Origin of the sequence: Burkholderia paludis, from assembly GCF_000732615.1 — a bacterium.
GTDB classification, from domain to species: Bacteria; Pseudomonadota; Gammaproteobacteria; order Burkholderiales; family Burkholderiaceae; genus Burkholderia; species Burkholderia paludis.
The window spans coordinates 19,496-45,710 of sequence record NZ_JPGL01000015.1; the positions used below are offsets into that span (position 1 = coordinate 19,496).

General features: G+C 72.4%; 15 protein-coding genes. 11 read left to right on the forward strand and 4 right to left on the reverse strand.

The window, feature by feature from the left end:
- The first annotated feature begins 16 nt into the window (after nucleotides 1-16).
- Nucleotides 17-901 carry a LysR family transcriptional regulator gene (locus GQ56_RS0111115; protein ID WP_031398725.1) on the forward strand — a complete coding sequence of 295 codons (885 nt, stop codon included), beginning with the start codon at nucleotides 17-19 and terminating at the stop codon, nucleotides 899-901.
- Between the two features lie 25 nt (nucleotides 902-926).
- On the opposite strand, the gene GQ56_RS0111120 is transcribed toward GQ56_RS0111115, so the two are convergent.
- The 4 genes from GQ56_RS0111120 to GQ56_RS0111135 are packed head-to-tail and all read right to left on the reverse strand — an operon-like array spanning nucleotide 927 to nucleotide 5,081.
- Entirely contained in the window at nucleotides 927-2,360 is a 1,434-nt protein-coding gene (locus tag GQ56_RS0111120; RefSeq protein ID WP_031398726.1) for an isochorismate synthase, read from the reverse strand.
- Nucleotides 2,357-2,662, reverse strand: a complete 306-nt coding sequence (locus GQ56_RS0111125) for an isochorismate lyase (RefSeq protein ID WP_031398727.1) — start codon at nucleotides 2,660-2,662, stop codon at nucleotides 2,357-2,359. Before GQ56_RS0111125 ends, GQ56_RS0111120 begins: the two co-directional genes overlap by 4 nt.
- Nucleotides 2,659-3,432 carry a thioesterase II family protein gene (locus GQ56_RS0111130; RefSeq protein ID WP_031398728.1) on the reverse strand — a complete coding sequence of 258 codons (774 nt, stop codon included), beginning with the start codon at nucleotides 3,430-3,432 and terminating at the stop codon, nucleotides 2,659-2,661. The genes GQ56_RS0111125 and GQ56_RS0111130 overlap by 4 nt, the downstream gene beginning before the upstream one ends.
- Nucleotides 3,429-5,081 (reverse strand): (2,3-dihydroxybenzoyl)adenylate synthase, encoded by a 1,653-nt coding sequence (locus GQ56_RS0111135; RefSeq protein ID WP_043301291.1) that lies wholly within the window; start codon nucleotides 5,079-5,081, stop codon nucleotides 3,429-3,431. Before GQ56_RS0111135 ends, GQ56_RS0111130 begins: the two co-directional genes overlap by 4 nt.
- Before the next feature lie 217 nt (nucleotides 5,082-5,298).
- Here GQ56_RS0111135 and GQ56_RS0111140 point away from each other — a divergent pair, with 217 nt between their 5' ends.
- From GQ56_RS0111140 to GQ56_RS0111185, 10 genes are all read left to right on the forward strand, one after another.
- Nucleotides 5,299-6,240, forward strand: coding sequence for a helix-turn-helix transcriptional regulator (locus tag GQ56_RS0111140; protein ID WP_052001392.1), 942 nt, complete (start codon nucleotides 5,299-5,301; stop codon nucleotides 6,238-6,240).
- A 123-nt stretch (nucleotides 6,241-6,363) separates the two neighbouring features.
- A complete protein-coding gene (locus tag GQ56_RS0111145) occupies nucleotides 6,364-10,746 on the forward strand; it encodes a non-ribosomal peptide synthetase (RefSeq protein ID WP_031398731.1) in 4,383 nt (1,460 codons plus the stop codon).
- A complete protein-coding gene (locus GQ56_RS0111150; protein ID WP_031398732.1) occupies nucleotides 10,743-16,238 on the forward strand; it encodes a non-ribosomal peptide synthetase in 5,496 nt (1,831 codons plus the stop codon). Before GQ56_RS0111145 ends, GQ56_RS0111150 begins: the two co-directional genes overlap by 4 nt.
- Entirely contained in the window at nucleotides 16,235-17,287 is a 1,053-nt protein-coding gene (locus GQ56_RS0111155) for a Gfo/Idh/MocA family oxidoreductase (RefSeq protein WP_031398733.1), read from the forward strand. The genes GQ56_RS0111150 and GQ56_RS0111155 overlap by 4 nt, the downstream gene beginning before the upstream one ends.
- Nucleotides 17,284-19,008: an ABC transporter ATP-binding protein gene (locus GQ56_RS0111160; protein WP_031398734.1), complete on the forward strand. Its 1,725-nt coding sequence runs from the start codon at nucleotides 17,284-17,286 to the stop codon at nucleotides 19,006-19,008. Before GQ56_RS0111155 ends, GQ56_RS0111160 begins: the two co-directional genes overlap by 4 nt.
- Nucleotides 19,005-20,774, forward strand: a complete 1,770-nt coding sequence (locus tag GQ56_RS0111165; protein ID WP_031398735.1) for an ABC transporter ATP-binding protein — start codon at nucleotides 19,005-19,007, stop codon at nucleotides 20,772-20,774. The genes GQ56_RS0111160 and GQ56_RS0111165 overlap by 4 nt, the downstream gene beginning before the upstream one ends.
- A gap of 113 nt (nucleotides 20,775-20,887) precedes the next feature.
- Nucleotides 20,888-23,110: a TonB-dependent siderophore receptor gene (locus GQ56_RS0111170; protein ID WP_043301293.1), complete on the forward strand. Its 2,223-nt coding sequence runs from the start codon at nucleotides 20,888-20,890 to the stop codon at nucleotides 23,108-23,110.
- Nucleotides 23,110-23,373 (forward strand): hypothetical protein, encoded by a 264-nt coding sequence (locus GQ56_RS0111175; RefSeq protein WP_031398737.1) that lies wholly within the window; start codon nucleotides 23,110-23,112, stop codon nucleotides 23,371-23,373. The genes GQ56_RS0111170 and GQ56_RS0111175 overlap by 1 nt, the downstream gene beginning before the upstream one ends.
- A 1-nt stretch (nucleotide 23,374) precedes the next feature.
- Nucleotides 23,375-24,886, forward strand: coding sequence for a PepSY-associated TM helix domain-containing protein (locus GQ56_RS0111180; RefSeq protein WP_031398738.1), 1,512 nt, complete (start codon nucleotides 23,375-23,377; stop codon nucleotides 24,884-24,886).
- Nucleotides 24,887-24,908: 22 nt separating this feature from the next.
- Nucleotides 24,909-26,156: a RhtX/FptX family siderophore transporter gene (locus tag GQ56_RS0111185; protein ID WP_031398739.1), complete on the forward strand. Its 1,248-nt coding sequence runs from the start codon at nucleotides 24,909-24,911 to the stop codon at nucleotides 26,154-26,156.
- Nucleotides 26,157-26,215 lie beyond the last annotated feature (59 nt).

Below are 26,215 nucleotides of genomic sequence, written 5' to 3' on the forward strand. Positions count from 1 at the left end.
GAAACGAATAGTTCTTATGCAAGGTAGAAAAGGAGCTGATACCTTGGGACGTTCGCTCGACATCGACCTGCTGCGCTCGTTCGTCGCGATCGCGGAGGCGCGGGCCCTCAGCCGCGCGTCCGCGCGCGTCGGGCGGACCCAGTCCGCGCTCAGCCAGCAGATGAAGCGGCTCGAGGAAGCCGTCGACCAGCCGCTGTTCCAGCGTACCGGCCGCGGCGTGGTGCTGACCCACCCGGGCGAGCGGCTGCTCGTGCACGCGCAGCGCATCCTGCGGCTGCACGACGAGGCGATGGCCGACCTGTGCGGTACGGGATTGTCGGGAACGATCCGGTTCGGGTGCCCGGACGATTACGCGGCGGCCTGGCTGCCGGCGCTGCTGCGGCAGTTTTCGAGCCTGCATCCGCAGGCGATCGTCGAAGTCGTGTGCGGGCCGACGCCGCGGCTGCTCGAACAGCTCGAGAAGCGCGCGGTCGATCTGGCGATGATTTCGTTGCCCGACGACGCGGCGCACGACGACGTCATCCGCCGCGAGCAACTGGTCTGGATCGGCGCGCCGGGGCTGACGCCCGCGCATTTCGATCCGTTGCCGCTCGCGCTGTCCGACCGCGACACGCTCGATCACGTCGCGGCCCGCGACGCGCTGGATCGCGCCGGCCGCGATTACCGCATCGCGTATGCGAGCAGCAGTCTCGCCGGGCTGATCGCGCTGGTGCGCTCCGGGCAGGCGTTCGCGGTGATGACGCAGACGGCGGTGCCGGCCGATCTCGCGATCGTCAACGGCGATCCGCGCTTGCCGCCGTTGCCGGCCGTGGGTATTGCGCTGCGGTTCGATCGCAAGCGGCCGTCGCATCTGACGGCGGCGTTCGCCGAGCATATCCGGCTCACGCTGCCGCAGTTGTGATCGGCGTGGCCGCGGCGCTGCTGCGTCACTCGACCGTCGACGAAGCCGACACCCGCGAGCGGCCGTGCGGATCGACCGCCGCATCGCGCAGGCGGATCGCGGCCTGCATGCCCGACAGCTTGAGTTCGGTCTCCTGATATTCGTTGACCGGCTCGGAATCGGCGACGATGCCGCAGCCCGCGAACAGCCGGCACGCGCCGCCGTCGACCAGCGCGGAGCGCAGCGCGACGATGAAATCGCCGTTGCCGTGCGCGTCGATCCAGCCGATCGGCGCCGCATACCAGCCGCGATCGAATCCTTCGTGCGCGCGGATGTGGTCGAGCGCCGCGTCGCGCGGGTGGCCGGCCACCGCCGGCGTCGGATGCAGCGCCGCGACGACCTGCAGCAGCGTCGCGTCCGCCTTCAGCGTCGCGCGGATCGGCGTGCTCAGGTGCTGCAGCTTCGGCAGCCGGTGCAGCGAAGGTTGCCCGGGCACGTCGAGCGCGTGCGACAGCGGCGCCAGCGCCGCACGGATCGCATCGACGACGAGCGCGTGTTCGAGCCGCTCCTTCGCGGAGGCCATCAGCGCCGCGCCGAGCGCGCGATCGTCGTCGGGCGTGGCGCCGCGCCGGATCGTCCCGGCCAGCGCGTGCGTGCGCACGTCGCCGGCCGCGACGCGGGCGAGGCGCTCCGGCGTGGCGCCGGCGAAGCAGGCGCCGTCGCGGCGAACCGCGAACAGGTGCGCATGCGCGTCGCGCTGCCTGAGCCGGCGCAGCAGCGGCGCGATCGCGACGGGCCGCGCGTATTGTTCGAGCACGTCGCGCGCGAGCACGACCTTGCCGAACGCGCCGCCGTGGATCGCATCCACCGCGCGCCGGACTTCGTGCTGCCATTCGCTCGCCTGCAGCGCCTGCGTGTGCAGCAGATGCGGTGCGTCGTCGTCGCGGGCGGCGGCGAGCGCGCCGAGCGACTCGATGCGGTCGAGGCACGCATGCGCGAGCGCGGCCGGATCGTCGTGCGCGGCGACGACGTGCTGGCAGACGGCCCAGTGCGCATCGCCCTCGCGCACGATCAGCAGCTTCGCGACCGTCATGCTCGCGTCGGGAAACGGCGCCCAGTGCGTGCTGCGCGCGCCGCGCGAATCGAACCGGAAGCCGCCGACCAGGCGCGGCGGCTGCGGGCCGGCCGTCACCGCCTCGCGCGCCAGCGTGCGCCAGCGCGCGTCGATCTGCGCGAAGCGCGAGTCGCCGGCGGCGCTCAGTTCGAGCGCGCAGTCCCAGCCGAACAGCGCGACCGAGGCGTCGCCGGCTTCGTGGAAGAACCACGGCGTCGCGCCGTCGTCCCACGCGGCGATCAGGTCGAAGAAGTCGAGCGGCCGCAGCGGCACCGACACCGATGCGAGCGTCGGCTCGCCGGTGGCGGCGGCGCGGCGGGCCGCGCGTGCGAACGTGTCGTGCAGCAGCGGGAGGCCGGCGTTCATGCGAGCCCCCGTTGGCGGCGCCAGTGCTGGGTCTGCTGCGCGATGTACCACGCGATCAGGTTGGCGAACAGCGTCTCGACGTAGTCGGCGTCGAGGCCGGCCTGTTCGGCCCAGCGGCGCCGGTCGGGCAGCATCGCGGCCACCCGTTCCGGCGCGGCGATGCTCGCCTCGTCCGGCTTGAAGCGCGACGCGGCCTTCACGTACTGCATGCGCCGGCCGAGCGCTTCGATGATGTCGGCGTCCAGCCGATCGATGGCTTCGCGAACGTCGGGAAGGCCCGTGCAGGCGTCCGGTGTCTTCATGTGTACTCCTTTCCGTAACGAAGGGATTGGTCGATCCGTTCGACCAGATGTGCGATCACCGCCGGGTATTGGTGCCGCAGGTAGAAGTGGTCGCCGCTGAACGTCTCGATGCGGATCGGGCGCGCCGCGACGTCCTGCCACGCCCGCGCCTCGTCGTCGTCGAGCTCGGAATCGGCGAGCGGCAGCATCACGCCGAGCGGCGTGTCGAGCCGCGGCGGCCGGTTGCGTCGATAGGTCTCGATCGCGCGGTAGTCGTGGCGGATCATCGGCAGGTAGATCGCGCGCATTTCCGGATCGGCGAGCAGCGCGGCATGCTCGCCGGACAGCCGCGCGACGTCGCCCACGAGCGCGTCGTCGGACTGGAGGTGCAGATCCGACATGCGCTGACGATGCGGCGGCGGCAGCGCGGAGACGGCGACGTAGAGCGGCGCCGCGCCGCGCGCCTCGAGCCGCAGCGCCACCTCGTACGCGAGCGCCGCGCCGAGGCTGTGCCCGAACAGCACGAGCGGCGCGTGCGCATAGCGCGACAGCGCGTCGGCGGCGGGGCCGGCGAGCGCATCGATCGTCGCCAGGCACGACTCGCCGAAGCGTTCCTCGCGGCCCGGGTACTGCAGCGCGAGCAGGTCGATGTCCCACGGCAGCGCGCGGCTCCAGCCGCGAAAGAAGCTCGCGGTGCCGCCGGCGTGCGGGAAGCAGACGAGCTGCGCGCGCGGGCACGGCGACAGGCGCAACTCGCGGATCCAGTTCGAATCGGTCGGGCGCGCGGTCATGCGGCCGCCGCCTGGAACTGGCGGCGCAGCAGGTCGCGCAGCGATTTCTTGCTGGTCTTGCCGATGCCGGTTTCCGGAAAGCGCGGCATGAACTCGATCCGATCGGGAATCTTGAACGCCGCGAGCCCGCAGTCGCGCAGGTAGCGCTTCAGCGTCAACCGCGTCGGCGCGGGCGCACGCGCGACGACGAAGGCGCAGGTGCGCTCGCCGAGCATCGGGTCGGGCATCGCGACCACCGCCGCGTCGTGCACCTGCGGATGCGCGAGCAACAGGTTCTCCACCTCCTCGGCGGAGACCTTCTCGCCGCCGCGATTGATCTGGTCCTTGTCGCGTCCCTCGACGACGAGATCGCCGTCCGCGGTGCGCCGCACGCGATCGCCGCTGCGATAGAAGCCGTCGGCGGTGAACGCCGTCGCGTCATGGTCGGCGAGCCGGTAGTAGCCGCGTATCGTGTACGGGCCGCGCACCTGCAACTCGCCGATCTCGCCGGGCGGGACCGGCGCGCCGGTTTCGTCGACGACGCGCACTTCGTCGCCGTCCGACACGGGGCGGCCCTGCGTGTGCGCGATGCGTTCGGGCGAATCGTCGAGCCGCGTGCAGCAGATGAGCCCTTCGGCCATCCCGAACACCTGCTGCAGCCGGCAGCCGAGCACGGGCGTCACGCGCTCGGCCGCGTGGTCCATGAGCCGCGCGCCGCCGACCTGCAGCACCCGCAGGCTCGACAGGTCGGCCTGCCGTTGCGGCTGTTCGTCGAGCCACAGCAGCGCGAGCGGCGGCACGAGCGCGGTATGCGTGACGCGTTCCTGCGCGATCAGCGCGAAGCTTTGCTCGGGCTCGGGCCGCCCGGTCGTGACCACGCGCCCGCCCGCGAGCAACGCGCCGATCGTGCCGGGGCAGCACAGCGTGAAGTTGTGCGCCATCGGCAGCGCGGCGAGATAGACGGTGCCGGCGTCGACGCCGCTCGCGGTGCTGCAGGCGCGCACGTTGTACAGGTACTCGCGATGGCGGCGCGGAATCAGCTTCGGCGTGCCGGTCGTGCCGCCCGACAGCTGGAAGCAGGCGATGTCGTCGGCGCGGGCCGCGCATTCCTGCATCGGCGGCGTGTCGTACAGGGCGTCGAACGGCGTGAACGCGTGATCGTCGCCGTCCATCACGACGTGCTCGAGCGACGGGCAGTCGGCCTGCAGCGCGGCCGCGAGTGGCCGGCAGTCGAAGTCGCCGAGTTGCGACGCGCACAGATACGCGCGCGCGCCGGCGAAGCGGCAGAACGCGCCGATCTCGTAGTGCCGGTGAGCGGGCAGGGCGAGCACCGGCCGCACGCCGAGCTGGAACAGCGCGAAGCACGTCTCGATGAAACGCACACCGTTCGGCAGATGCACGACGACCGCGTCGCCGCGCGTCAGGCCGAGGCGCGCGAGGCCGCCCGCGAGACGGCGGATGCGCGCCAGCAGGTCGCGATAGCCGAGCCGGCACGCGCCGTCGACGACGGCGAGCGCATCGGGATCGCGCCGCGCGCTCGCGTCGAGTGCATCGAAGAAAGTCGTGTCCTGCCAATAGCCAGCGTCGCGATAGCGGTGCGCGAAGTCGTCGGGCCAGTCGGGGGCATCGGCCGGGAAGGCCGGCGCCACGGAGGAAAGGGAGGATTGCATGCGCTGACCTTGGGTTCGGGCAAGTTGTCAGAAAATGTAAATGAGAGGTATTATCATTTGTAACAAGTGCCGCGATCGCGTCGTTTCTTTCGATATCGCGGCAATTTCATTCGATCGGGCGCCTGTCGCGCGGCGCCCGCCCGGCCCGGCCGGACAATCGGCCGGTTGTCGCCGGCGCGCGCCGGGCCGCGCGTGCCGCCTAACCAACGGACCTCCGATGAGCTCGACCACCTTCGCTTCGTCACGACGTCACCCGCCGGTGCTCGTGCCCGGCAACCATCCGGGCGTGGTGCACATCGACGCTGGCATGAAACTCATGAGCGGCACGCTGTGCTCGGACAGCCGCGACTGGTACGAGGAGCCGCTCGAAAAAGGGCTGAAGCTCGTCCTCGTGCAGAGCGGGCAGTTGCGCTGCCGCGTACCGGGCCAGCCCGAGCAGTGCATCAAGGGGCCGGGCCTGTGCGTGATCGCCAACGACGGCGAATTCACGACGCACCAGATCTACGATCGCGACGTCCCGCTGCGCTACACGATCGTGCAGCTCGGCCTCGACGCGCTCGACCGCAACCTGAGCCTGCTGCCGGAGAAGATGCTCGCGCCGACGGGCGGCGATCCGCGCATCGTCAGTTGCCCGGCGTCCAAGGCGCTGCAGGCGCTTGCCGTGCAGATCGCGACGTGTCCGTTCGAGGGCGCGGTGCGCGAGTACTACCTGAAGGCGAAGGCGTTCGAGCTGACCGCGCTGAGCGCGCAGTTGCTGGCGACGCAGCGGCAGTTCGCGCCGGCCGACGTGCGCGTCACGTCGTCGGACGTCGAGCGCGTGTACGCGGCGAGCGACATCCTGACGCGCGAGCTGCAGCAGCCGCCGACGCTCGATGCGCTCGCGGGCCGTGTCGGGATGAATTCGCGCAAGCTCACCGCCGGTTTCCGCAAGGTGTTCGGCACGAGCGTGTATGCGTACCTGCAGGAATACCGGCTGCGGACCGCGCACGCGATGCTGTGCGCGGAGGACGCGAACGTGTCGACCGTCGCGTACCGCGTCGGCTACAGCCCCGCGCATTTCTCGATCGCATTCCGCAAGCGCTACGGCATTTCGCCGAGCGACATCCGGGCGTCGTCGAACGCCATCGACGACGCCGAACTGGCGGGGGCGGCGATCTAAAACAACTGACCGGCTGCCTAAAGCAATCGACCGGGCTCATGGGTGTGAATGAGATAGATTCTCATTCACGGGTGGCCGCCGCCGCGCGGATCCGCCATCTAACGACCCATACAAGGCGTGCCCATGAGCCAGACCGCTGTCGATTCCAGGATCGACCATTCCGATCCTTCCCGTTCTTCTCCCATTGCCTTGCGCTCGCGGCTCGTCGCGCTGATCGCCGAGCTGCTCGACGAGCCCGTCGACGAAGTCGCGTTGCTCGACGACGACGAGGACCTGCTGAGCTGCGGCCTCGATTCGATCCGGCTGATGTACCTGCAGACGCGCGTGAACCGGCTCGGTTACGCGCTGACGTTCGATGCGTTCGCACGCTCGCCGACGCTCGGCGCGTGGGCCGCGCTGCTCGCGAACGCGCCGCGCGTCGCGCGCGCGACGCCTGACGCCGGCGCGGCCGACCTCGACGTCGACGTGCATGCGCCGTTCGACCTGTCGGCGGTGCAGCAGGCGTACTGGCTCGGCCGCGGCGACGGCGAAGTGCTCGGCAACGTGAGCTGCCATGCGTTCCTCGAGTTCCGCAGCCGCGCGATCGATCCCGTTCGTCTGGACGCGGCATGCCGGCTCGTGCGCGAGCGTCACCCGATGCTGCGGGCGCGTTTCGCCGGCGGCCGGCAGCAGATCGTCGCGACGCCGGATTCGCCGGTGTTCGAGCACGCGGACTGGCGCGACAGGACGCCCGCCGACGCGGAAAGCGGCTGGGCGTCGCTGCGCGCGTTCCGGTCGCACGAATGTCTCGACGTCGAGCGTGCGCAGGTCTTCATGACGGGGCTCGTGCAGATGCCCGGCGGCGAGGATCGCGTGTGGCTGAGCGTCGACCTGCTCGCGGCCGACGTGGACAGCGTGCGGCTGCTGATGCAGGAGATCGGCGCGGCGTATGCCGAGCCGTCGGCATTGCCCGACGCGCCGTCGACGTGGTTCCCGGCCTGGCTCGCGCGTCGCGCGGCCGATACGCGCGACGCGCGGGCCGCGGCGCGCGACGCCTGGCACGCGCGGCTCGCCGCGCTGCCGGAAGGGCCGGCGCTGCCGCTCGCCCGCGCGCCGGAAACGATCCGCGCGCCGCGCTTCAGCCGCGTCGCGCATACGCTCGGCACGGCCGAACTCGCGCGCCTGCAGGCGCGGGCCGCGCAGCACGGCGTCACGCTGTCGTCGGTGTTCGGCGCGGCATTCGCCGCGGTGCTCGCGCGCTGGAGCGACCGGCAGGCGTTCCTGCTCAACGTGCCGCTGTTCGACCGGCACGGCGATGCGCCCGATCTCGGCCGCGTGATCGCGGATTTCACGACGCTGCTGCTCGTCGAGTGCGACGTGCGCGCCGACGCGAGCGCGGCCGACGCGGTGCGCGCCTTTCAGCAGCGGCTGCACGGCGCGATCGCGCAGGCCGCGTATCCGGCGCTCGACGTGCTGCGCGATGCGCGCCGGCAGGGTGCGCCGCGCGCGGCGCCCGTCGTGTTCTCGTGCAATCTCGGCGACGCGCCGTTCGTGCCCGACGCGTTCGCGCGCGTGTTCGGCGATCTGCACGACATGATTTCGCAGACGCCGCAGGTATGGCTCGATCACCAGCTCTATCGCGTGCCGGACGGCGCGCTGCTCGCGTGGGACAGCGTCGACGGCCTCTTTCCCGACGGAATGCTCGATGCGATGTTCGGCGCGTACGTCGCGCTCGTGCAGGCGTTGTGCGATCGCGACTGGCGGCTGCCGATCGCGGTCGAACTGCCGTCCGCGCAACGTCGCGTGCGCGATGCGCTCAACGCGGCGCCCGCACCGGGGCGGCCGCGCACGTTGCACGACGATTTCTTCGCGTTGGCCGCACGCGAGCCGGCGGCCGTCGCGCTGCGTTGCGGCGAGCGCGCCGTGACGCGCGGCGAACTGGCCGCGCAGGCGCTCGCGATCGCGGGCGGCCTGCGCGCGGCCGGCATCGGCCATGGCGATGCGGTCGAGATCAGCCTGCCGCGCGGGCCCGCGCAGGTGGCCGCGGTGTTCGGCGTACTGGCCGCCGGCGCGTGCTACGTGCCGCTCGACATCGCGCAGCCGGTGGCGCGCAAGGCGCTGATCGAGCGCGCGGCCGGCGTGAAGGCCGCGATCGGCGACGCGGCGCTCGCCGATGCGCCGCTGCCGCAGTTTTCCGTCGCGGCGCTGATGCGCCATGCGCCGCTGGCCGCTCCGGCGGCGGTGCCGCCGCAGGCCTCCGCGTACGTGATCTACACGTCCGGTTCGACGGGCGTGCCGAAGGGCGTCGAGATGACGCACGCGGCGGCGCTCAACACGATCGACGCGATCGGCGCGCTGCTCGGCGTGAACGCGGACGACCGGCTGCTCGCCGTGTCGGCGCTCGACTTCGACCTGTCGGTGTACGACCTGTTCGGTGCGCTGGGCGCCGGCGCCGAACTCGTGCTGCCGACCCAGGACGACGCGCGCGACGCGGCCCGCTGGATCGACCTGATCGCGCAGCATCGCGTGACGCTGTGGAATTCGGCGCCCGCACTGCTGGAAATGGCGCTGGCGGTGCCGGCCGCGGCCGACGCGTGCCGCAGCGTGCGCGCGGCGCTGCTGTCCGGCGACTGGATCGCGCTCGACCTGCCGGCGCGCCTGCGCGAGCGCTGTGGCGCCGCGTGCGCGTTCCATGCGCTCGGCGGGGCGACCGAGGCCGGCATCTGGTCGAACGTGCAGACGGTGCATGACGTGCCGCCGCACTGGCGTTCGATTCCGTACGGCCGGCCGCTGCCGGGGCAGGCCTATCGCGTCGTCGACGCCGACGGCCGCGACGCGCCCGACTACGTGCCGGGCGAACTGCTGATCGGCGGCGACAGTCTCGCGCGCGGCTACCGGAACGATCCGGAGCTGACCGTGCAGCGTTTCGTGCAGCATGCGTCGGGCCGCTGGTATCGCACGGGCGACCGTGGCCGCTACTGGCCTGACGGCACGCTCGAATTCCTCGGGCGCGAGGATCGCCAGGTGAAGGTGCGCGGGCACCGGATCGAACTCGGCGAAATCGAGGCCGCGCTGGCCGCGCATCCGCAGATCGACGGTGCGTGCGCGAGCGTCGCCGGCGGCGAGGCCGCGCGCATCGTCGCGGCGTTCGTGCCGGCCGATTGCGCGCCGGGCGCGGACCCTTCGTCGCCCGCGCTCGCGGAAGCCGGCCTTGCCGACACGGTGCACGCTGAAGCGGCCGTCGCGCGCGCGGTGGCCGACCGGCTGCTCGACGGCGATGCGGGCTTGCCGCCTGCGCTGCGCGGGCCGGGCCACGCGAAGGGCGACGCCCCCGTCGCCATCGACGGCGCGCTCGACCGGCTCGACTGGTATGCGGCCGATCTCGACGATCTGACCGCTTCGCTGCGCGCGCTCGCCGCCGATCCGGAGGGCGCCGCGCAACGCGTGCCGCTCGACGCGCGGGTGGCGCCGCTTGCGTTCGCGACGCGGTTGCCCGACGGCGCTCGCGCGCTGCGCCAGTTCGGCGATGCGCTGCGGGCGCAGGCCGACGCGCAGGCGACGCCGCCGCGGGTCGCGGTGCTCGACGCCCGTGCCGGGCAGTGGCTCGATGCGGGGCTCGGCGTGCTCGACGATCCGCGTTTCGACGTGACGCTGTTCGACGCGTCGCCGGGCCTGCTGCGCAGTGCGCAGGCGCGCTTCGCGCAGACGACGCCGACGCTGCAGACGATGCAGGACGGCCTGCTGCCCGCACGCCATCTCGGCCGGTTCGATTGCGTGATCAGCTTCGCGGCGGCGCACCTGCGCGACGATCCGCGCGACACGTTCCGGATCGCGGCCGCGTTGCTGGCGCAGCATGGCCGCTTGCTGCTCGCCGACGTGCTGCGCGATTCGCCGCTGCGCGAACTCGTCGCGGGCGTGACGGGCGACACGTCGGCGCCGCGGCCGTTCGGGCATGCCGCGCTGGCCGCGGCGGCGCACATCTGCGGCTTCGCGGTCGATGCCGGGAGCTGGCGCTCGAGCGCGTTCGCGTGCATCGACGCGCGCCGGGCCGGCGAGCCGGTCGCGCAGGCGGCGCTGGCCGACTGGCTGCGCGACCGGTTGCCCGACGCGATGCGTCCCGATGCGCTGTGGTGCGTGCCGCGCTGGCCGCTCAACGCGAACGGCAAGATCGACCGGCGGGCGGTGGGCGATGCGCTCGCGCGGGCGCTCGGCGACGCGCCGGCCGCGCACGAGGCGTTCGTGCCGGCAAACGAACGGCAGGCAACGCTGCTCGCGTGCTGGGAACACGCGCTCGGCCGTCCGGCGAATGCGCGCGAGGCGACGTTCTTCGCGCTCGGCGGCGACAGCCTGCTCGCGACGCGTCTGCTCGCGCAACTGCGCGAGCGGCTCGGCGTGCGGATCGGCATGGCGGCGTTCTACCGGCAGCCGACGCTTGCGGGGCTCGCCGCGCGGCTCGACGAGTCGGCGCCGTCCGCACCGGCCGACGGTGATACGCCGGTCGCCGCGATCGAGGAGGGCGTGCTGTGAGCTTCGACGACGTACTCGACCTCTGCCGCGAACGCCGGATCGAACTGTGGTGCGACGACGGCGGACAGTTGCGCTATCGCGCGCCGGCCGGCGCGCTCGACGCGGATCTGGCCGCGCGCATCAAGGCCGAACGCGACGCGTTCGTCCGTTTCCTGCAGGCCGGCGCGTGGCGCGGCGATCCGGCGGCCCGGCACGAGCGCTTCGCGCTGACGCCGGTGCAGGCCGCGTATGTGCTCGGCCGTCACGAATCGTTCGAGTTCGGCGGCCATGCGTGCCATCTGTACGTCGAATACGACGAACCCGCGAATCTCGACTGCGTGCGCTTCGAGGCGGCGTGGAACGCGTGCGTCGCGCGGCATCCGATGCTGCGCGCGATCGTCGAGGACAACGCGTGGCAGCGCGTGCTGCCCGACGTGCCGTGGCAGCCGCTCACGGTGCACGACCTGCGCGACGCCGATGCGAACGCATTCGACGCACACCTGCGGCGCGTGCGCGAGCGTCTCGACCATGCGGTGCATGCGCTCGACCGCTGGCCGGTGCTGCAGCCGGAAGTGAGCCTCGGGCCGGACGGCGCGGTGCTGCACCTGTCGGTCGATTTCACGTTGATCGACTACGCGAGCCTGCAACTGCTGCTCGCCGAATGGCGGCGCCGTTACGATGCGCCGCACTGGCAGCCCGCGCCGCTCGACGCGACGTTCCGCGACTACGTCGTCAATGAAGCCCATGCCGGCACGCGCGCCGATCATGCGCGCGACAAGGCATGGTGGCTCGCGCGCATCGACGATCTGCCCGCACGGCCGGACCTGCCGGTGTTGCCCGCGCTGCGCGCCGACGCGCGGCCGCGCTTCACGCACCGGCATGCGCGGCTCGACCGCGCGCAATGGGCCGCGCTGAGCGCCCAGGCGAGCCGCTTCGGGCTGAGCGCGGCGAGCGTCGCGCTGGCCGCGTTCGCCGAGGTCGTCGGCCGCTGGAGCCAGTCGCCGGCGTTCTGCCTGAACCTGACGGTGCTGAACCGGCCGCCGGTGCATCCGCACATCGATGCGGTGCTCGGCGATTTCACCGCGCTGAGCCTGCTCTCGGTGGACGCGACGCACGGGCGCGATTTCGTCGAGCGTGCGCGCACGCTTGGCGCGCGGATGTTCGACGATCTCGACCATCGCGCGTTTACCGGCGTCGACGTGATGCGCGAACTCGCGCGGCGGCGCGGCAAGGAGGCGGCGCTGATGCCGGTGGTGTTCACGAGCGGCATCGGCAGCGTCGAGCGGCTGCTCGGCGAGCAACCGGCCCGCGCGGCGCCGCCGCGCTACATGATCAGCCAGACGCCGCAGGTCTGGCTCGACTGCCAGGTGACCGACCAGTTCGGCGGGCTGGAAATCGGCTGGGACGTGCGCGACGATCTGTTTCCGGACGGCATGCCCGCGGCGATGTTCGACGCATACGTCGCGTTGCTCGGGCGGCTCGCCGGCGACGCCGAATGGTGGTCGCGCGTGGGCGACATCGTGCTGCCGGCCGACGCGCCGGCCGCCGACGCGCATCCGGATGCGGACACGCATATCGCGGCCGGCTTCGCCGCGCAGGCGTTGCGTACGCCCGATGCGCCGGTGGTGATCGATGCGCAGGGCGCACGCACGTACCGCGACGTCGCGCAACACGCAGCGGCGCTGCGGACCGCGCTCGAACAGGCCGGCGTCGGCGCGGGCGATACCGTCGCGGTGCTGATGCCGAAGTGCGCGCACCAGCTCGCGGCCGTGCTCGCGATCGTCCAGGCGGGGGCCGCGTACGTGCCGGTCGACAGCCGCCAGCCGGCGCTGCGGCAACAGGCGATCCTGCGCAATGCGCGGGTGCGCGCCGTCGTCAGCGTGCAGGCGCTCGACTTCGCGCACGACGGGTGCGTGCGCATCGATCTCGATGCGTTGCCGATCGATCCGCAATGGCCGCCGCGCGCCGCGCACGACATCGGCGGCGATGCGCTGGCGTACGTGATCTACACGTCGGGCTCCACCGGCGAACCGAAGGGCGTGATGCTGAGCCACGCGGCGGTGTGCAACACGCTCGCCGACATCAGCGCGCGCCACGCGGTCGGCGCCGGCGACGTGGTGCTCGGGCTTGCCGAGCTGAGCTTCGACCTGTCCGTCTACGACTTCTTCGGCGCGACCGCGCGCGGCGCGTGCATCGTGCTGCCCGATCCGGCGCGCGGCAACGATCCGTCGCATTGGGCCGAGCTGATGGCGCGTCATCGCGTGACGCTGTGGAATTCGGTGCCCGCGCAAGGGCAGATGCTGATCGACTACCTCGAAGGCGAGCCGGCGCTCGACGTGCCGGGCCCGCGCCGCGTGCTGTGGTCGGGCGACTGGATTCCGGTGACGCTGCCGGCGCGCTGGTGGCGGCGCTGGCCCGACAGTGCGCTGTTCAGCCTCGGCGGCGCGACCGAAGCGTCGATCTGGTCGATCGAGCATCCGATCCTGCCGGCGGACACGCAGCTCGCCAGCATTCCCTACGGCCGCGCACTGACGGGCCAGACCATGGAAGTGCTCGACGCACTCGGCCGGCCGTGCCCGCCCGGCGTGCGCGGCGAAATCCATATCGGCGGCGTCGGGCTCGCGACGGGCTACGCGAACGATCCGGTGAGGACGGACGAACGCTTCATCCGTCATCGCGACGGGCGCAGGCTCTACCGCACCGGCGATCTCGGCCGAGTGCGCGCCGACGGTTCGCTCGAATTCCTCGGGCGTCAGGACGATCAGGTGAAGATCCGCGGCTACCGGATCGAGCTGGCCGAGATCGATGCGGCGCTGGCCGCGCATCCGCAGGTCGGCGCGGCCGCGACGATCGTGCTCGGCGAAGGGGCGGAGCGCCGGCTCGCGAGCTTCGTGTCGTTGCACGGCGCGGAGCCGGCTACGCCGCCGGAGCCGGCGTTGGCGGCGCGGGAAGACGCACTGCATGAGATCGCGACGCACGTGCGCGCGGCGTTCGACGCCGCACGCTGGCCCGCGCACGCGGACGTGTCGCGCTCGGTCGCCCGGCTCGAGGCGGCGTGCGTCGCGTCGCTGGCGGCCTGGATCGTGCCGGCCGGCGGGCTGGGCGACGAGGCGCCGACCGATTTCGACACGCTGTGCGAGCGGCTGCGCGTGCCGGCGGCGCGGCGGCATCTGCTGCGCCACTGGCTCGCGATGCTCGACGGGCACGGCGTGCTGGATGCGAGCGTCGAGGGCGGCTGGCGCGTGCGGCCCGACGCCGATCGCGCCGACGCGCACGCGTGCTGGGATGCGTTCGCGCAGGATGCGTCGCCCGATCTGTGGCCGGCCGTACTGGTCGACTACTTCCGCGACAGCGCGGGGTGCATCGACGTGCAGGTGGACGGCAGCGTGTCGCCGGCCGGCCTGATGTTTCCGGAAGGCGCGTCGCATATCGCCGATGCGATGTACAGCGACGGCGAACATGCGCGTGCGCTGCATCGCGGGATGGCGCAGGCCGTGCGTGCGATCGTCGCGCGCGAACCGCGGCGCCCGTGGCGGATGCTCGAGATCGGCGCGGGCACGGCCGCGGCGACGCGGGCGATCGTCGACGCGCTCGCGCCGCTGGTGGAGGCGGGCGCGCGGATCGACTATCTGTTCAGCGACGTGTCGAGCTACTTCCTCGCGGCGGCGCGCGAGCGTTTCGCCGCGTATCCGTGGATGCGCTTCGTGCGGTTCGACATGAACGCGCCGTTCGACGCGCAGGGCATCGCGCCGCATTCGATCGACGTCGCGATCAGCTCCGGCGCGCTGAACAATGCGCGCGACACGGTCGCGCTGATCGCCGGGTTGCGGACGCTGGCGGCGGCCGATGCGTGGTGGGTGATCCAGGAACTGACGGCCGAGCATCCGGAAATCAGCATCAGCCAGGGGCTGATGATGGAAACGCCGGACGACGCGCGCGCCGCCGACGCGCGCCTGTTCGTGCCGCGCGCGCAGTGGCTCGAATGGCTGCAGGCGGACGGCGGCGATCGCGCGCTCGGGTGCGTGGCGCCGGGCACGCCGCTCGACGCGCTCGGCTACGACATCCTGGTCGCGCACGTGAAGCGCGGCGCGCCGCGCATCGCGACCGACGCGCTGCTGGCGTTCGTCGCGGAGCGCGTGCCGGGCTACATGGTGCCGTCGCAATTGCGCGTGCTCGACCGGTTGCCCGTGACCGCGAACGGCAAGATCGACCGCCGTACGCTGGCCGGCATCGCCGAGATTCGCGAGCCGGAGCCGGCGGCCGCTCGGCCGGCCCGGGCGCAGGCCGATGCCGATCCGCTGCTGGCGCGGCTGATCGGCCTGTGGGAAGCGGTGCTCGATACGCGCGACGTCGCGCCGGACCAGGACTTTTTCGCCGCGGGCGGCGATTCGCTGCTGATCGCGCAACTCGTGTCGCGACTGCGCGGCGAGGAGCCGCTCGCGCACGCGCATCCGTTCGACCGGCTGCTGCGCTGGGTGCTCGCGCAGCCGACGCCGGCCGCGTTCGCGCAATGCCTGCGCGACGCGCACGCGCAGCCGCCGGGCGCCGCATCGCCGGCGCCGGCCGTCGCGCGCGCGCCGCAGGCGTCGGCCGTCGTCCATGCGCCGGCGCCCCGCGTGCGCGCCGACGTGCGGCCGATTCCGCTGGCGCCGGGCGACGGTGTGCCGCGCGTGATCGTGCACGAGGGGCTCGGCACCGTGCATGCCTATCGTCCGGCGATGCCGGCGCTCGCGCGGCTCGGCCCGGTGCTCGGCTTCGCGGTGCGCGACGCGCAGGACTATCTCGACCTGCCGGCGCGCCACCTGAATGCGACGCTCGGCAGGCGTTACGCGGACGCGCTGTGGCGCGCCGGCGTGCGCGAGGTCGACGTGCTCGGCTACTGCTCGGGCGGGCTGGTCGCGCTCGAAATGGCGAAGTCGCTCGTGCAGCTCGGCGTTGACGTGCGCACGCTCGACATCGTGTCGAGCTACCGGATTCCGTACCTGATCGAGGATGAACGGCTCGTGCTGTTCAACTTCGCGGCGACGCTCGGGCTGCCGCTCGACGCGCTGGGGTTCCCGGAAACGTATGTGCTGGCCGACGCGCTCGCCGATGCGCTGAAGGCCGACCCCGCGCGGCTCGCATCCGGCAGCCTGCAGGCGCAGCTGGAGATCTTCGGCGATCGCTGCGAGCCGCTCGATGCGCTGCGCGGCCGCGTGCTGCGCGCCGCCGCGGGATTGTCGATGCAGGACGCGGTTGCGCATCCGCTGCTCGACGAGCGCGAACGGCTGTACCGGCTCTTCACGCATTCGGTGCAGGCGAGCCATTGGGCCGGCGATGCGCCGTACGCGGGCGCGCTGCGGCTGTTCGTGCCGGAGCGCTGCAACCCGCTGATCCCGCAGCAGCGCGCGGCGCTCACCGACTACTGGACGGCGCAGGCGCTCGGCGGCATCACGTCCGTCGACATCCCCGGCGGTCATTTCGACTGCCTGAACGCCGCGTTCGTCGACACCCGCCTGAAGGAGGCGCAATGAAGGACCATCCGCTGCCGGTCGTCGTGGCCGGCTCCCGCTTCGGCCAGTTCTACGCGGCGGGCCTCGCCGCATCCGGCACGTACCGTGTCGCCGGCATGCTCGGCCGGGGCAGCGCGCGCACGGCCGCACTCGCCGCGCGTGTCGGCGCGCCCGTGTTCGACAGCCCGGAAGCGCTGCCCGACGACGTGCGCGTGGCATGCGTGGCCGTCGGCGGCGCGGCGCGCGGCGAGCAAGGCGCGGCGCTCGCGTGCCGGCTGCTCGAACGCGGGATCGACGTCGTGATCGAGCATCCGCTGCTGCCCGACGAATGGGACACGGTGCTGCGCACCGCGTCGCGTCACGGCCGCCGCTGCCTGCTCAACACCTTCTATCCGAACCTGCCGGTCGTCTCCCGCTTCATCGCGGTCGCGCGGCGGCTGCGCGAGACGTGCGCGCCCGTGCATGCGGATGTCGTGTGCTCGGTGCAGGCCAGCTACGCGGCGCTCGACGTGCTCGCGGCCGCGCTGCAGGGCGTGGGCCCGTGGTCGGTCGAGCCGGTCGGGCCGGCGCTGTCGTCGATGCGCGAATGCGCGATGGTGCTCGCGGAAACGCCGGTCTCGCTGCGCGTGCACAACGAGATGGCGGCGGCCGACGACGGCCGGATGAGCGTGCTGTTCGGCATCACGCTGACGACGGAAGCCGGCACCTGGACGCTCGCGTCGCCGCACGGCCCGCTGTGGTGGGCGCCCGCGCTGCGCGAACCGGCGGCGGACGAGGACGGGCTGTTCCCGATCTTCGGCGACACGGCCGGCGACGACCTGCCGAGCATCCAGCTGTGCGACGAGGCGCGCGATACGTGGGGGACGATCCACGCGCACAGCTGGCCGCAGGCGGCCGTGCGTGCGGTCGATCGCCTCGTGTCGGGCGACGGGTTGCAGGCGTGCAACCAGCGCAGCATCGACGTCACGCGCGTCTGGCAGCAACTGACCATGCAGCTCGGCTTTCCGGAACAGCCGCCGGGCGATGCACGCACGGCGACCCTCGGCATGCTGCTGGAGCGTGCCGCATGAAGGGGCCGCTGCTTTCGATGTTGCGGCCGTTCGCGGCGCCGCTCGCGGCGGCGGTCGTGCTGCAGGCGCTGGCGGGTGTCGCGTCGCTCGTGCCGTGGCTCGCGCTCGGCCGCGTCGCCGACGCATGGCGCGCGACCGCGCAGCTCGACGCGACGGCGCGCGGCTGGCTCGTCGCGGCCGTGGTGGCCGGCGCGGGCTGGCTGGGCGGCCAGACGATCGCGCTGCACCTGACGCACCGCGTCGACGCGGCTCTTTCCGACCGCTTGCGCAAGCGCCTCGCCGATCATCTGCAACGCTTGCCGCTCGGCTGGTTCGCGCGCGCGGGCGGCGATCGCGTCGCGCGCCACGTCGACCAGGACGTGCGCGCGCTGCACCAGCTCGTCGCGCACGCGCCGGCCGACGTCACGCAGCTCATCGTCGTGCCGTGCGCGGCGCTCGCGTGCCTGCTGTACGTGAATCCCGTCCTGCTCGCGTTCGCGCTCGTGCCGCTCGTCGCGGGCGTCGCGCTGTTTCGCTGGATGCGCTCGGCGCGGTTCGCGCCGGCCGTCGCCGCGCGCAACGCGGCGCTCGAGCAATTGATGGGCGATTACGCGCAGCTCGCGCAGAATCCGGCGCTCGTGCGGCAGTATCCGGGCGCGGGCATCGAGGCGGCCGCGCTGGCGTCGACCGGGCGCTTCGGTCAGGCGTTCTTCGCGTGGGTCGGCCGCATCGGCGGGGCGGGGGCGTGCTCGCAGGTGCTGCTCGGCACGCCGTTCCTGCTCGCGTGGGTCGTGTTCGGTGCGAACTGGCTCACGGCCGGCCGCCTGCCGGTCGGCGAATTGTGCGTGTTCGCGCTGCTGATCTGGGCGGTCGCGGCGCCGGTGCGCGCGCTCGGCCACGGCGCCGACGCGTTGCGCGAGGCGCGCGCGGCCGCTGTGCGCCTCGATGCGCTGCTCGCGCAGCCGGGCTTGCCCGAGCCCGCCGACGGCGCGGCGAAGGTGCCGCGCGATGCATCGGTCGAGCTGAAGGGCGTGAGCGTCGATATCGACGGCGTACGGATCCTGCACGACATCGACGCGACGGTCGCGGCCGGCACGACGACCGCGATCGTCGGGCCGTCGGGCGCGGGCAAGAGCACGCTGTTGATGCTGCTCGCGCGCTTCATGGATCCGGATCGCGGCACGGTGGCGCTCGGCGGCGTCGACCTGCGCCTGCTCGCATCGCACACGCGGCGCGAGCAGGTCGCGATGGTGTTCCAGCAGGCCGCCGCGCTCGACGTGTCGATTGCCGCGAACATCGCGCTTTACCGGCCCGACGCCGAGCGCGGCGAGATTCGCGCGGCCGCGCGCGCGGCCTGCCTCGACGAACGGATCGACGCGTTGCCGGGCGGCTACGACTGCGTGTGCGGACGCGACGTGCGCCTGTCCGGCGGCGAGCTGCAGCGCCTGGCGATCGCGCGGGCGCTGTTGTCCGCGGCGCCGCTGCTGCTGCTCGACGAGCCGGCGTCGGCGCTCGACCCGCAAACCGGGCGCGCGTTGCGCAACGCATTGCGCGGCGACCCGCGCACGCGCGTGATCGTCAGTCACGATCTCGATGCGATTCGGCATGCGGACCAGATTCTCGTGATGGATCGCGGCCGCATCGTCGAGCGCGGCACGCATGCGGCGCTGCTGGCCGCGCACGGGCTGTATGCGCGGCTATGGGCCGAACGCGGCGCGGCCGCCGGGGAGGGAGCACGATGATGCAATCGCTCAAACGTTTGCAATGCCTGCCGCGCGACACGCGCGGCGCGCTGTGGCGCGGAGTCGGCTGGGCGGTGGCCGCCGCGCTGCTCGACGGCGCATGCGGGTTGCTGCTCGTGCCGCTGATCCGCGCGTGGTTTGCCGGCGCGCACGCGGCCGCGCTGCACTGGACGATCGCGCTCGGCGCGCTGACGCTATGCCACGCGCTCGTGCTGTATGTCGCGCAACTCGGCGGCTATCGCGCGGGTGGCGCGCTGGCCGTCGGCCTCGTCGAGCGCCTCGTGCAGCATTTGCCGCGCATTGCGTCGTGGCAGGCCGTGCGCGACCGTCATCCGGCGGGGCTGCTGCGCGGGCCCGTCATGCAGGCGATGAGCATTCCCGCGCACCTGCTCGGGCCGCTGATCGGCGCGGTCGTCACGCCGCTCGCGGTTGTCGCGGGGCTCGCGTGGATCGACTGGCGCATCGCACTCTGCCTCGCGGCCGCGGCCGTGCTGCTGTTCGCGCTGCTCGAACGCGGCGGCGCACGCACGCTCGCATCCGAGCAGGCGCGCGCGGCCGGCGATCGCGAGATGGCCGTGCAGTTGCAGACCTTCGCCGCGCATCAGGGGCTGTTGCGCTTCGCGGGCCAGGAAGGCGACGCGCGCGCGGCGCTGCAGCGCGCGTTCGACGAGCAGCATCGCCGCACGCGCACGCTGATGCGGCGCTCGCTGCCGATCGAGCTCGGCTTCGCGGGGGCGGTGCAGGGCGTGTTCGTCGCGATGCTGGTCGGCGGCGCGTGGGCGGTCGCGGCGGGCCGGCTCGATGCCGCGACGGCCGTGGCGGTGCTGGTGCTGCTCGTGCGCTTCATCGAGCCGCTCGCGCAACTCACGCAGTTGGACCAGGCGCTGCGCGGCGGCTGGCGCGCGCTCGATACGGTGCTCGCCGTGCTGCATGCGCCGCGTTTCGACAGCCCCGAGCGCGGCACGCCGGTACACGATGCGAGCGTCGACGCGGTGCGGGTCGGCTATCGATCGGGCGCCGGCGCGACGCTGCTCGACGGCGTCGACCTGCAGTGTCCGGCGGGCGGCTTCGTCGCGATCGTCGGCCCCACGGGCGCCGGCAAGAGCACGCTGCTGGGGCTGCTCGCGCGGCTCGACGATCCGTGCGCCGGGCGCGTGCTGCTCGGCCGCTCCGACGTGCGGCACCTGAGCGAGGCGACGCTCGCGGCGACCCGCAACCTCGTGTTCCAGGACAACGGGCTGTTTCGCGGCAGCCTCGCCTGGAACGTCCGGATGGGGCGGCCGGACGCGACCGATGCCGAGCTGCGCGACGCGCTGGACGCGGTCGGCCTGCTGCGCGACGTGGAGCGGATGCCCGACGGGCTCGAGTCCGACGTGGGGCCGGGCGGCCAGTTGCTGTCGGGCGGGCAGCGCCAGCGTGCGTGCCTCGCCCGCGCGCTGCTGGCGCGGGCGCCGGTGCTGATGTTCGACGAGCCGACCGCGAGCCTCGACGAGCTGAGCGCGCGGCGCGTGCGCGACAGCCTCGTCGCGCTGCGCGGGCAGCGTACGCGCATCGTCGTCACGCACCAGCCGGCGCTCGCGGCGGCCGCCGACACGATCGTCGTGCTCGACGCGGGCCGGGTGCGGGCGACCGGCACGCATGCGCAGCTTGTCGAAACCGATGCGTGGTATGCGACGTTCGCCCGGGCCGGGCGGCCGCCCGAAGGGCCGGCGCCCGCCCCGGCGGGCGCGGACGCCGATGTCCGGGCGGCCGAATCCGAACAATGACGTGAACAATGTATGCCGGCGTGCCCGGAATCGATAGGAAAAGGCCCTCGATCGAAAAATCCCCGGCCGGTTCTATTTGATAATGAGAATGATTATCAAATACGGGGGCGTGAATGCGGTACGAGGTACTGGAACCTGAGAGATCAAAGACGAAGGGCGCGCGAGTCGCCCGTTTCGGGCGGGCGCGCTGGCGTCCGTCGCTGTATCTCGGCCTGCTGATCGCCGCGCATCCGGCGGCGGCGTTCGCCGAGGCGGTGCCGGCGGCCGGCACGGAAGTCCGGAAGGAGGACGCGGTCGCCGTGAAGCCCGCCGCGGGCGAGCTGAAGGCGATTTCGGTGACCGCGGCGCGCGGCGCGACCGACGATCCGTCGGTGGCGACGGTCGGCAAGATGCCGCTTGCGTTGCGGGAGATTCCGCAGTCGGTCAGCGTGACGACGCGCGAACGGATCGACCAGCAGAACCTGTTCTCGCTCGACGAGGTGATGCAGCAGTCGGCGGGCGTGACCGTGCAGCCGTACGTGCTGCTCACCACCGCGTATTTCGTGCGGGGCTTCAAGGTCGATTCGTTCGAGCTCGACGGCGTGCCGGTCGTGATCGGCGACATGGCGAGCGCGCCGCAGGACATGTCGGTGTACGAGCGCGTGGAAATCCTGCGCGGCGCGAACGGCCTGCTGCACGGCTCGGGCAACCCGGCCGCGACGGTCAACCTCGTGCGCAAGCGGCCGCAGTACCAGTTCGCCGCGAACGCGAGCCTGAGCGTCGGCAGCTGGGACCGCTACCGCGCGGAGGCCGATATCGGCGGGCCGCTCAATGCGGCCGGCACGGTGCGCAGCCGGCTCGTGGCCGCGTACGAGGATCGCCATTTCTTCTACGACCATGCGAAGCAGGACACGCGTTCGATCTACGGCGTCACGGAAGTCGACGTGACGCGCGACACGCTGCTCACGTTCGGCGCGCAGTACCAGACGACCTCGTCGATACCCGACATGTCCGGCGTGCCGATGGCGCGCGACGGGTCGAGCCTCGGCCTGCCGCGCTCGACGTTCCTCGACACCGCATGGGGCCGTTTCAACTGGGACACGACGCGCGCGTTCGCTTCGGTCGAGCAGAAGCTCGGCGCAGGCTGGAAGGCGAAGGTGAGCGGCGAGTACCAGGGCGTGCAGTCCGACCTGAAGTACGCGGGCTCGTTCGGCGCGATCGACCCGGCGACGGGCGCGGGCGGCGCGCTGACGGGCGGCGCGTACCGGTTCAGCAGCTATAGCCGCAGCATCGATGCGAACGTGCAGGGCCCGGTGCATGCGTTCGGGCTCACGCACGAACTGCTGTTCGGGATGACCTATGCGAACAGCAGCAGCGGGCAGATGTCCGCGCAGCCGCTCGGCAACCTGTCCGGCACGCCGGTGAACGTGTACCGCTGGAACCCGAGCAGCGTGCCCGATCCGGGCTTCGGGCCGTACCAGCAATCGCAGCAGAACGACATCGAGCAGAAAGGCGTCTACGGGCTCGGCCGCATCAAGCTCGCGGAACCCGTCACGCTCGTGCTCGGCGGCCGGATGAGCTGGTGGAACCAGGACAGCCTCGGCGCGCACTACAACACCGGTGGCCAGTTGACGCCGTACGGCGGGCTGATCTGGGATTTCGCGCGCGACTGGTCGTGGTACGCGAGCTATGCGGAAGTGTTCCAGCCGCAGACCAAGTCGATGTGGGGCGGCGGCATCCTGACGCCGGTCAAGGGGCGCACCTACGAGACGGGCGTGAAGGGCGAACTGGCGGGCGGCAAGCTCGACGTGTCGCTCGCGGCGTTCCGCATCGATCTCGACAACAACCCGCAGGTCGACATCGCGCATCCGTGCGCGGGGCCGAACTGCTATTACGTGAACGGCGGCAGCGTGCGCAGCCAGGGCTTCGAGTTCGAGGCGAACGGCCATATCACGCCGTGGTGGAGCGTGTGGGCGAGCTACACGTACGACACGATGCGCTATGCGGACAACCTCGCGAACTCGGGCTCGTTCGCGCCGCTGCTGAATCCGCGCCACCTGTTCCGGTTGTGGACCAACTACGACCTGCCGTGGCAGGAGCGGCGCTGGAGCGTCGGCGGCGGCTTGCAGGTGCAGAGCAGCTACTCGGCGCAGGCAAACGGCGTCACGCTCAACCAGGGCGGCTACGCGCTCGCGAGCGTGCGGCTCGGCTATCGCTACGACAAGCACTGGAGCGCGGCGGTCAACGTCAACAACCTGTTCGACCGCAAGTATTACCTGAGCCTCAGCCAGCCGGGCTGGAACAACCGTTACGGGGAGCCGCGCAACGTGATGCTGACCGTGCGCGGGCAGTTCTGATGGCGGGCGGCTGGGGCACGCGCACGGCGCTCGCGATCGGCGGCGTACTGCCGGGCGCGGTCGCGCTCGCGATCACGCTGGCGCGTCATTACCCGGCCGACGGCCTGAACCGGCTCTATGCGGCCGTGCTGCTGTCGCTGGTCGCGAGCGTCGCCGCGCTGCTGTGGGTGCTCGTCGCGCCCGGGCGGCGGCAGGCCGCGTGGCGCGTGCTCGCGTGGCTCGCGGTGCTCGTGCCGTGCGCGGCGTTGTGGGGAGGGCGCTGACATGGACACTGCATCGCGTTCGCGCTGGCGGGCGCTGCATCGCGGGGCCGGCGCGCTGTTCGGCGTGGTCCTGTTCGTCGTGCTGTTCAGCGGCACCTGGAGCCTCGCGACCGATTCGATGCAGGGCTGGTGGCGGCCGCCGCCGGTTGCCGTCGCGCGGCCGGCGCTGCCGCTCGACGCGCTCGTCGCGCGCGCGGCGGCGCTCGGCGTGTCGCTGCGCGACGTGCGCATCGTGCTGCCGCGGCCGGACGATCCGGCGATCCGTTTCTGCGACGCGCGCCAGACATGCACGCTGGCGCTCGATCCGGCAACCGGCGCGCCGCTGGCCGACGGCGGACGGGCGGCGGTGCTCGTCACGCTGCACAAGACGCTGTTCGCCGGCTTTCCCGGGCGCATCTTCGTGAGCCTGTGGGGCATCGTGCTGCTCGTGCTCATCGTCGCGGGCGTGATCGTGCATCGCCGGCGCTGGCCCGACGCGGCGCGCATCCGGCGCGGCAGCGGCCTGCGCGTCGCGCTGTTCGACCTGCACGCGTGGATCGGCCTGTGGGGGACGCCGTGGCTCGTGCTGTTCGCATTGACCGGCGCGTTGTCGGGGCTCGGCGCGCTCGGCACGGTGGCGCTCGCGGGCGTCGCCTATCCGGGGCAGCCGCAGCGCGCGTTCGCCGAACTGCTCGGCGGGCCGCCGCCCGCCGCGGCCGGCGGCGCGTGGCGCGGTCAGCCCGATCTCGACGCGCTGCTGCGGCGCGACGCGGCGCGCATGCCGGATTTCCGCCGCGAGGCCGTCACGCTGCATCGCTGGGGCGACGCGAACGCGCGCGTCGAGATCGCCGGCACGACCACCGGCCTGCCGAGTACCGCCGTGTTCGAACGTCACCTGTATCGCGCGGCGGACGGGCAATGGCTCGCGGATGCCACCTCGCGTGGCCGTGGCTTCTGGCTGCGCACGTTCATCGCGGTGCAGCCGCTGCATTTCGCGCAATACGGCTGGGTTGGCGCGGGCGGCGGCGTGCTGCGCGTGCTGCACTTCCTGATGGGGCTGGCAGCGTGCGTGCTGTGCGCGACGGGGCTGCATCTGTGGATCGAGCGGCGGCGTGCACAACGCGATCGGGCGGCGGGCGTGCTGGCCGCCGTCGCGGTCGGCGCATGCGGCGGGCTCGTGCTCGCGGGCGGCGTGCTGCTGCTGGCCGGGCGCGCATTGCCCGACGGCGCGCGCGCCGATCACGCAGTCGCGATGCTGTTCTGGGCCGTGTGGGGCGGCACGCTCGTGCTGTCGGCCGGCTTGGCCGATCGCGCGGCGCTGGTGCGCACGCTGATGCGCGCGTCCGGTCTCGCCTACGCGCTCGCCGGTGCGGTGCATTGCGCGATCGCGCTGCTCGGCGCGCGCGAACCCGTGTACTGGCCGATCGACGCGGCGCTCGTCGCGTTCGGCGCCGTGCTGCTGCGTGCCGCGAGCCGTCCGCGCCGCGATGCGATGCGGCCCGCGCGCATGCCGGCCGGCGCCGAACCTTTTTAATGTCATGCAACTGGAGACTTCGATGCGCGATCTGCTCGAACATCGCCGCCTGGTCATCACGATCACGCTGCTTTACCTGTCACAAGGCATCCCCATCGGCATTGCGATGGACGCGATGCCGACGCTGCTGCGCCACGACGGCGCGCCGCTTCACGCGCTTGCGTTCCTGCCGCTCGTCGGGCTGCCGTGGGTCGTGAAATTCCTGTGGGCGCCCGTCGTCGACAACCGCTGGTCGCCGCGTATCGGCCGGCGCCGCAGCTGGATGCTGCCGATGCAGACGATCGTCGTGCTGTGCCTCGGCAGTCTCGCGCAGATCGGGATGACGGTCGCAACAGCCGGGTGGGCGGTCGGCCTGCTGGCCGTCGCCTCGCTCGCGAGCGCGACGCAGGACATCGCGAACGACGGGATGGCCGCCGAGCATTTCAGCGGCGATACGCTCGCAAAGATCAATGCGATTCAGATCGCCTGCGTGATGATCGGCTTCTTCGGCGGCGGCGCCGGCACGTTGACGCTGATCGGCCTGTTCGGCCAGCCAGCCGCGTTCCTCGCGCTGACCGCCGTGCCGCTCGCGAGCTTGGTGTGCGTGCTGTGGGTGCTGCCGCGCGACGCGGATCGTGGCCGCGCCCGGGCCGAACACCATGCGAGCCTCGTGCGCTTCGCGAAGCGGCCGCGCTCGTGGTCGCTGCTGTCGCTCGCGCTGCTGTCGGCGATGACGGCCGTCTCGGGCTTCGGCCTGTCGAAGCTGTTCCTCAACGACGCAGGCTGGACGCTCGACGCGATCGGCAAGCTCGGGATGGCCGGCGGCGTCGTGACGGTGGTGCTCGGGTGCGGCGGCGGCGCGTGGCTCGTCAGGCGGCTCGGCCTGTGGCGCGCGTTCACGGCCGGCGTGACGTTCGCGGGGGCGGGGGCGGCGCTGTGGTTTGCGCAGGCGAGCGGGTGGCTGCCGGTGTCGCCGTCGTGGGCCTGGCTGTGCACGGTGCTCGGTTCGCTCGCGACGGGGATCACGTCGGTGTCGATCATGACGGCCGGCATGCGTTTCGCGGGCGGCAGCGACCAGGCCGGCACCGACGTGACGGCCGTGCAGAGCACGCGCGATCTCGGCGAGCTGATCGCATCGTCGTCGATCCTGTCGCTGACCGCGAAGGTCGGTTATACGGGCGGGTTTCTCGCTGGTGTCGCGCTGGCGGTGTTCGCCGCGTCGATCGCGATGCGGTTGCGGCGACGGGAGGCGGCGTATGCGGTGAAGGGCGACGACATGCTGGCGTCGTGACGGACGTGGCGCGTGCGATTCCGGCTGCCCGCGCGGCAGTCGGGCGCGCGCGAATCCGC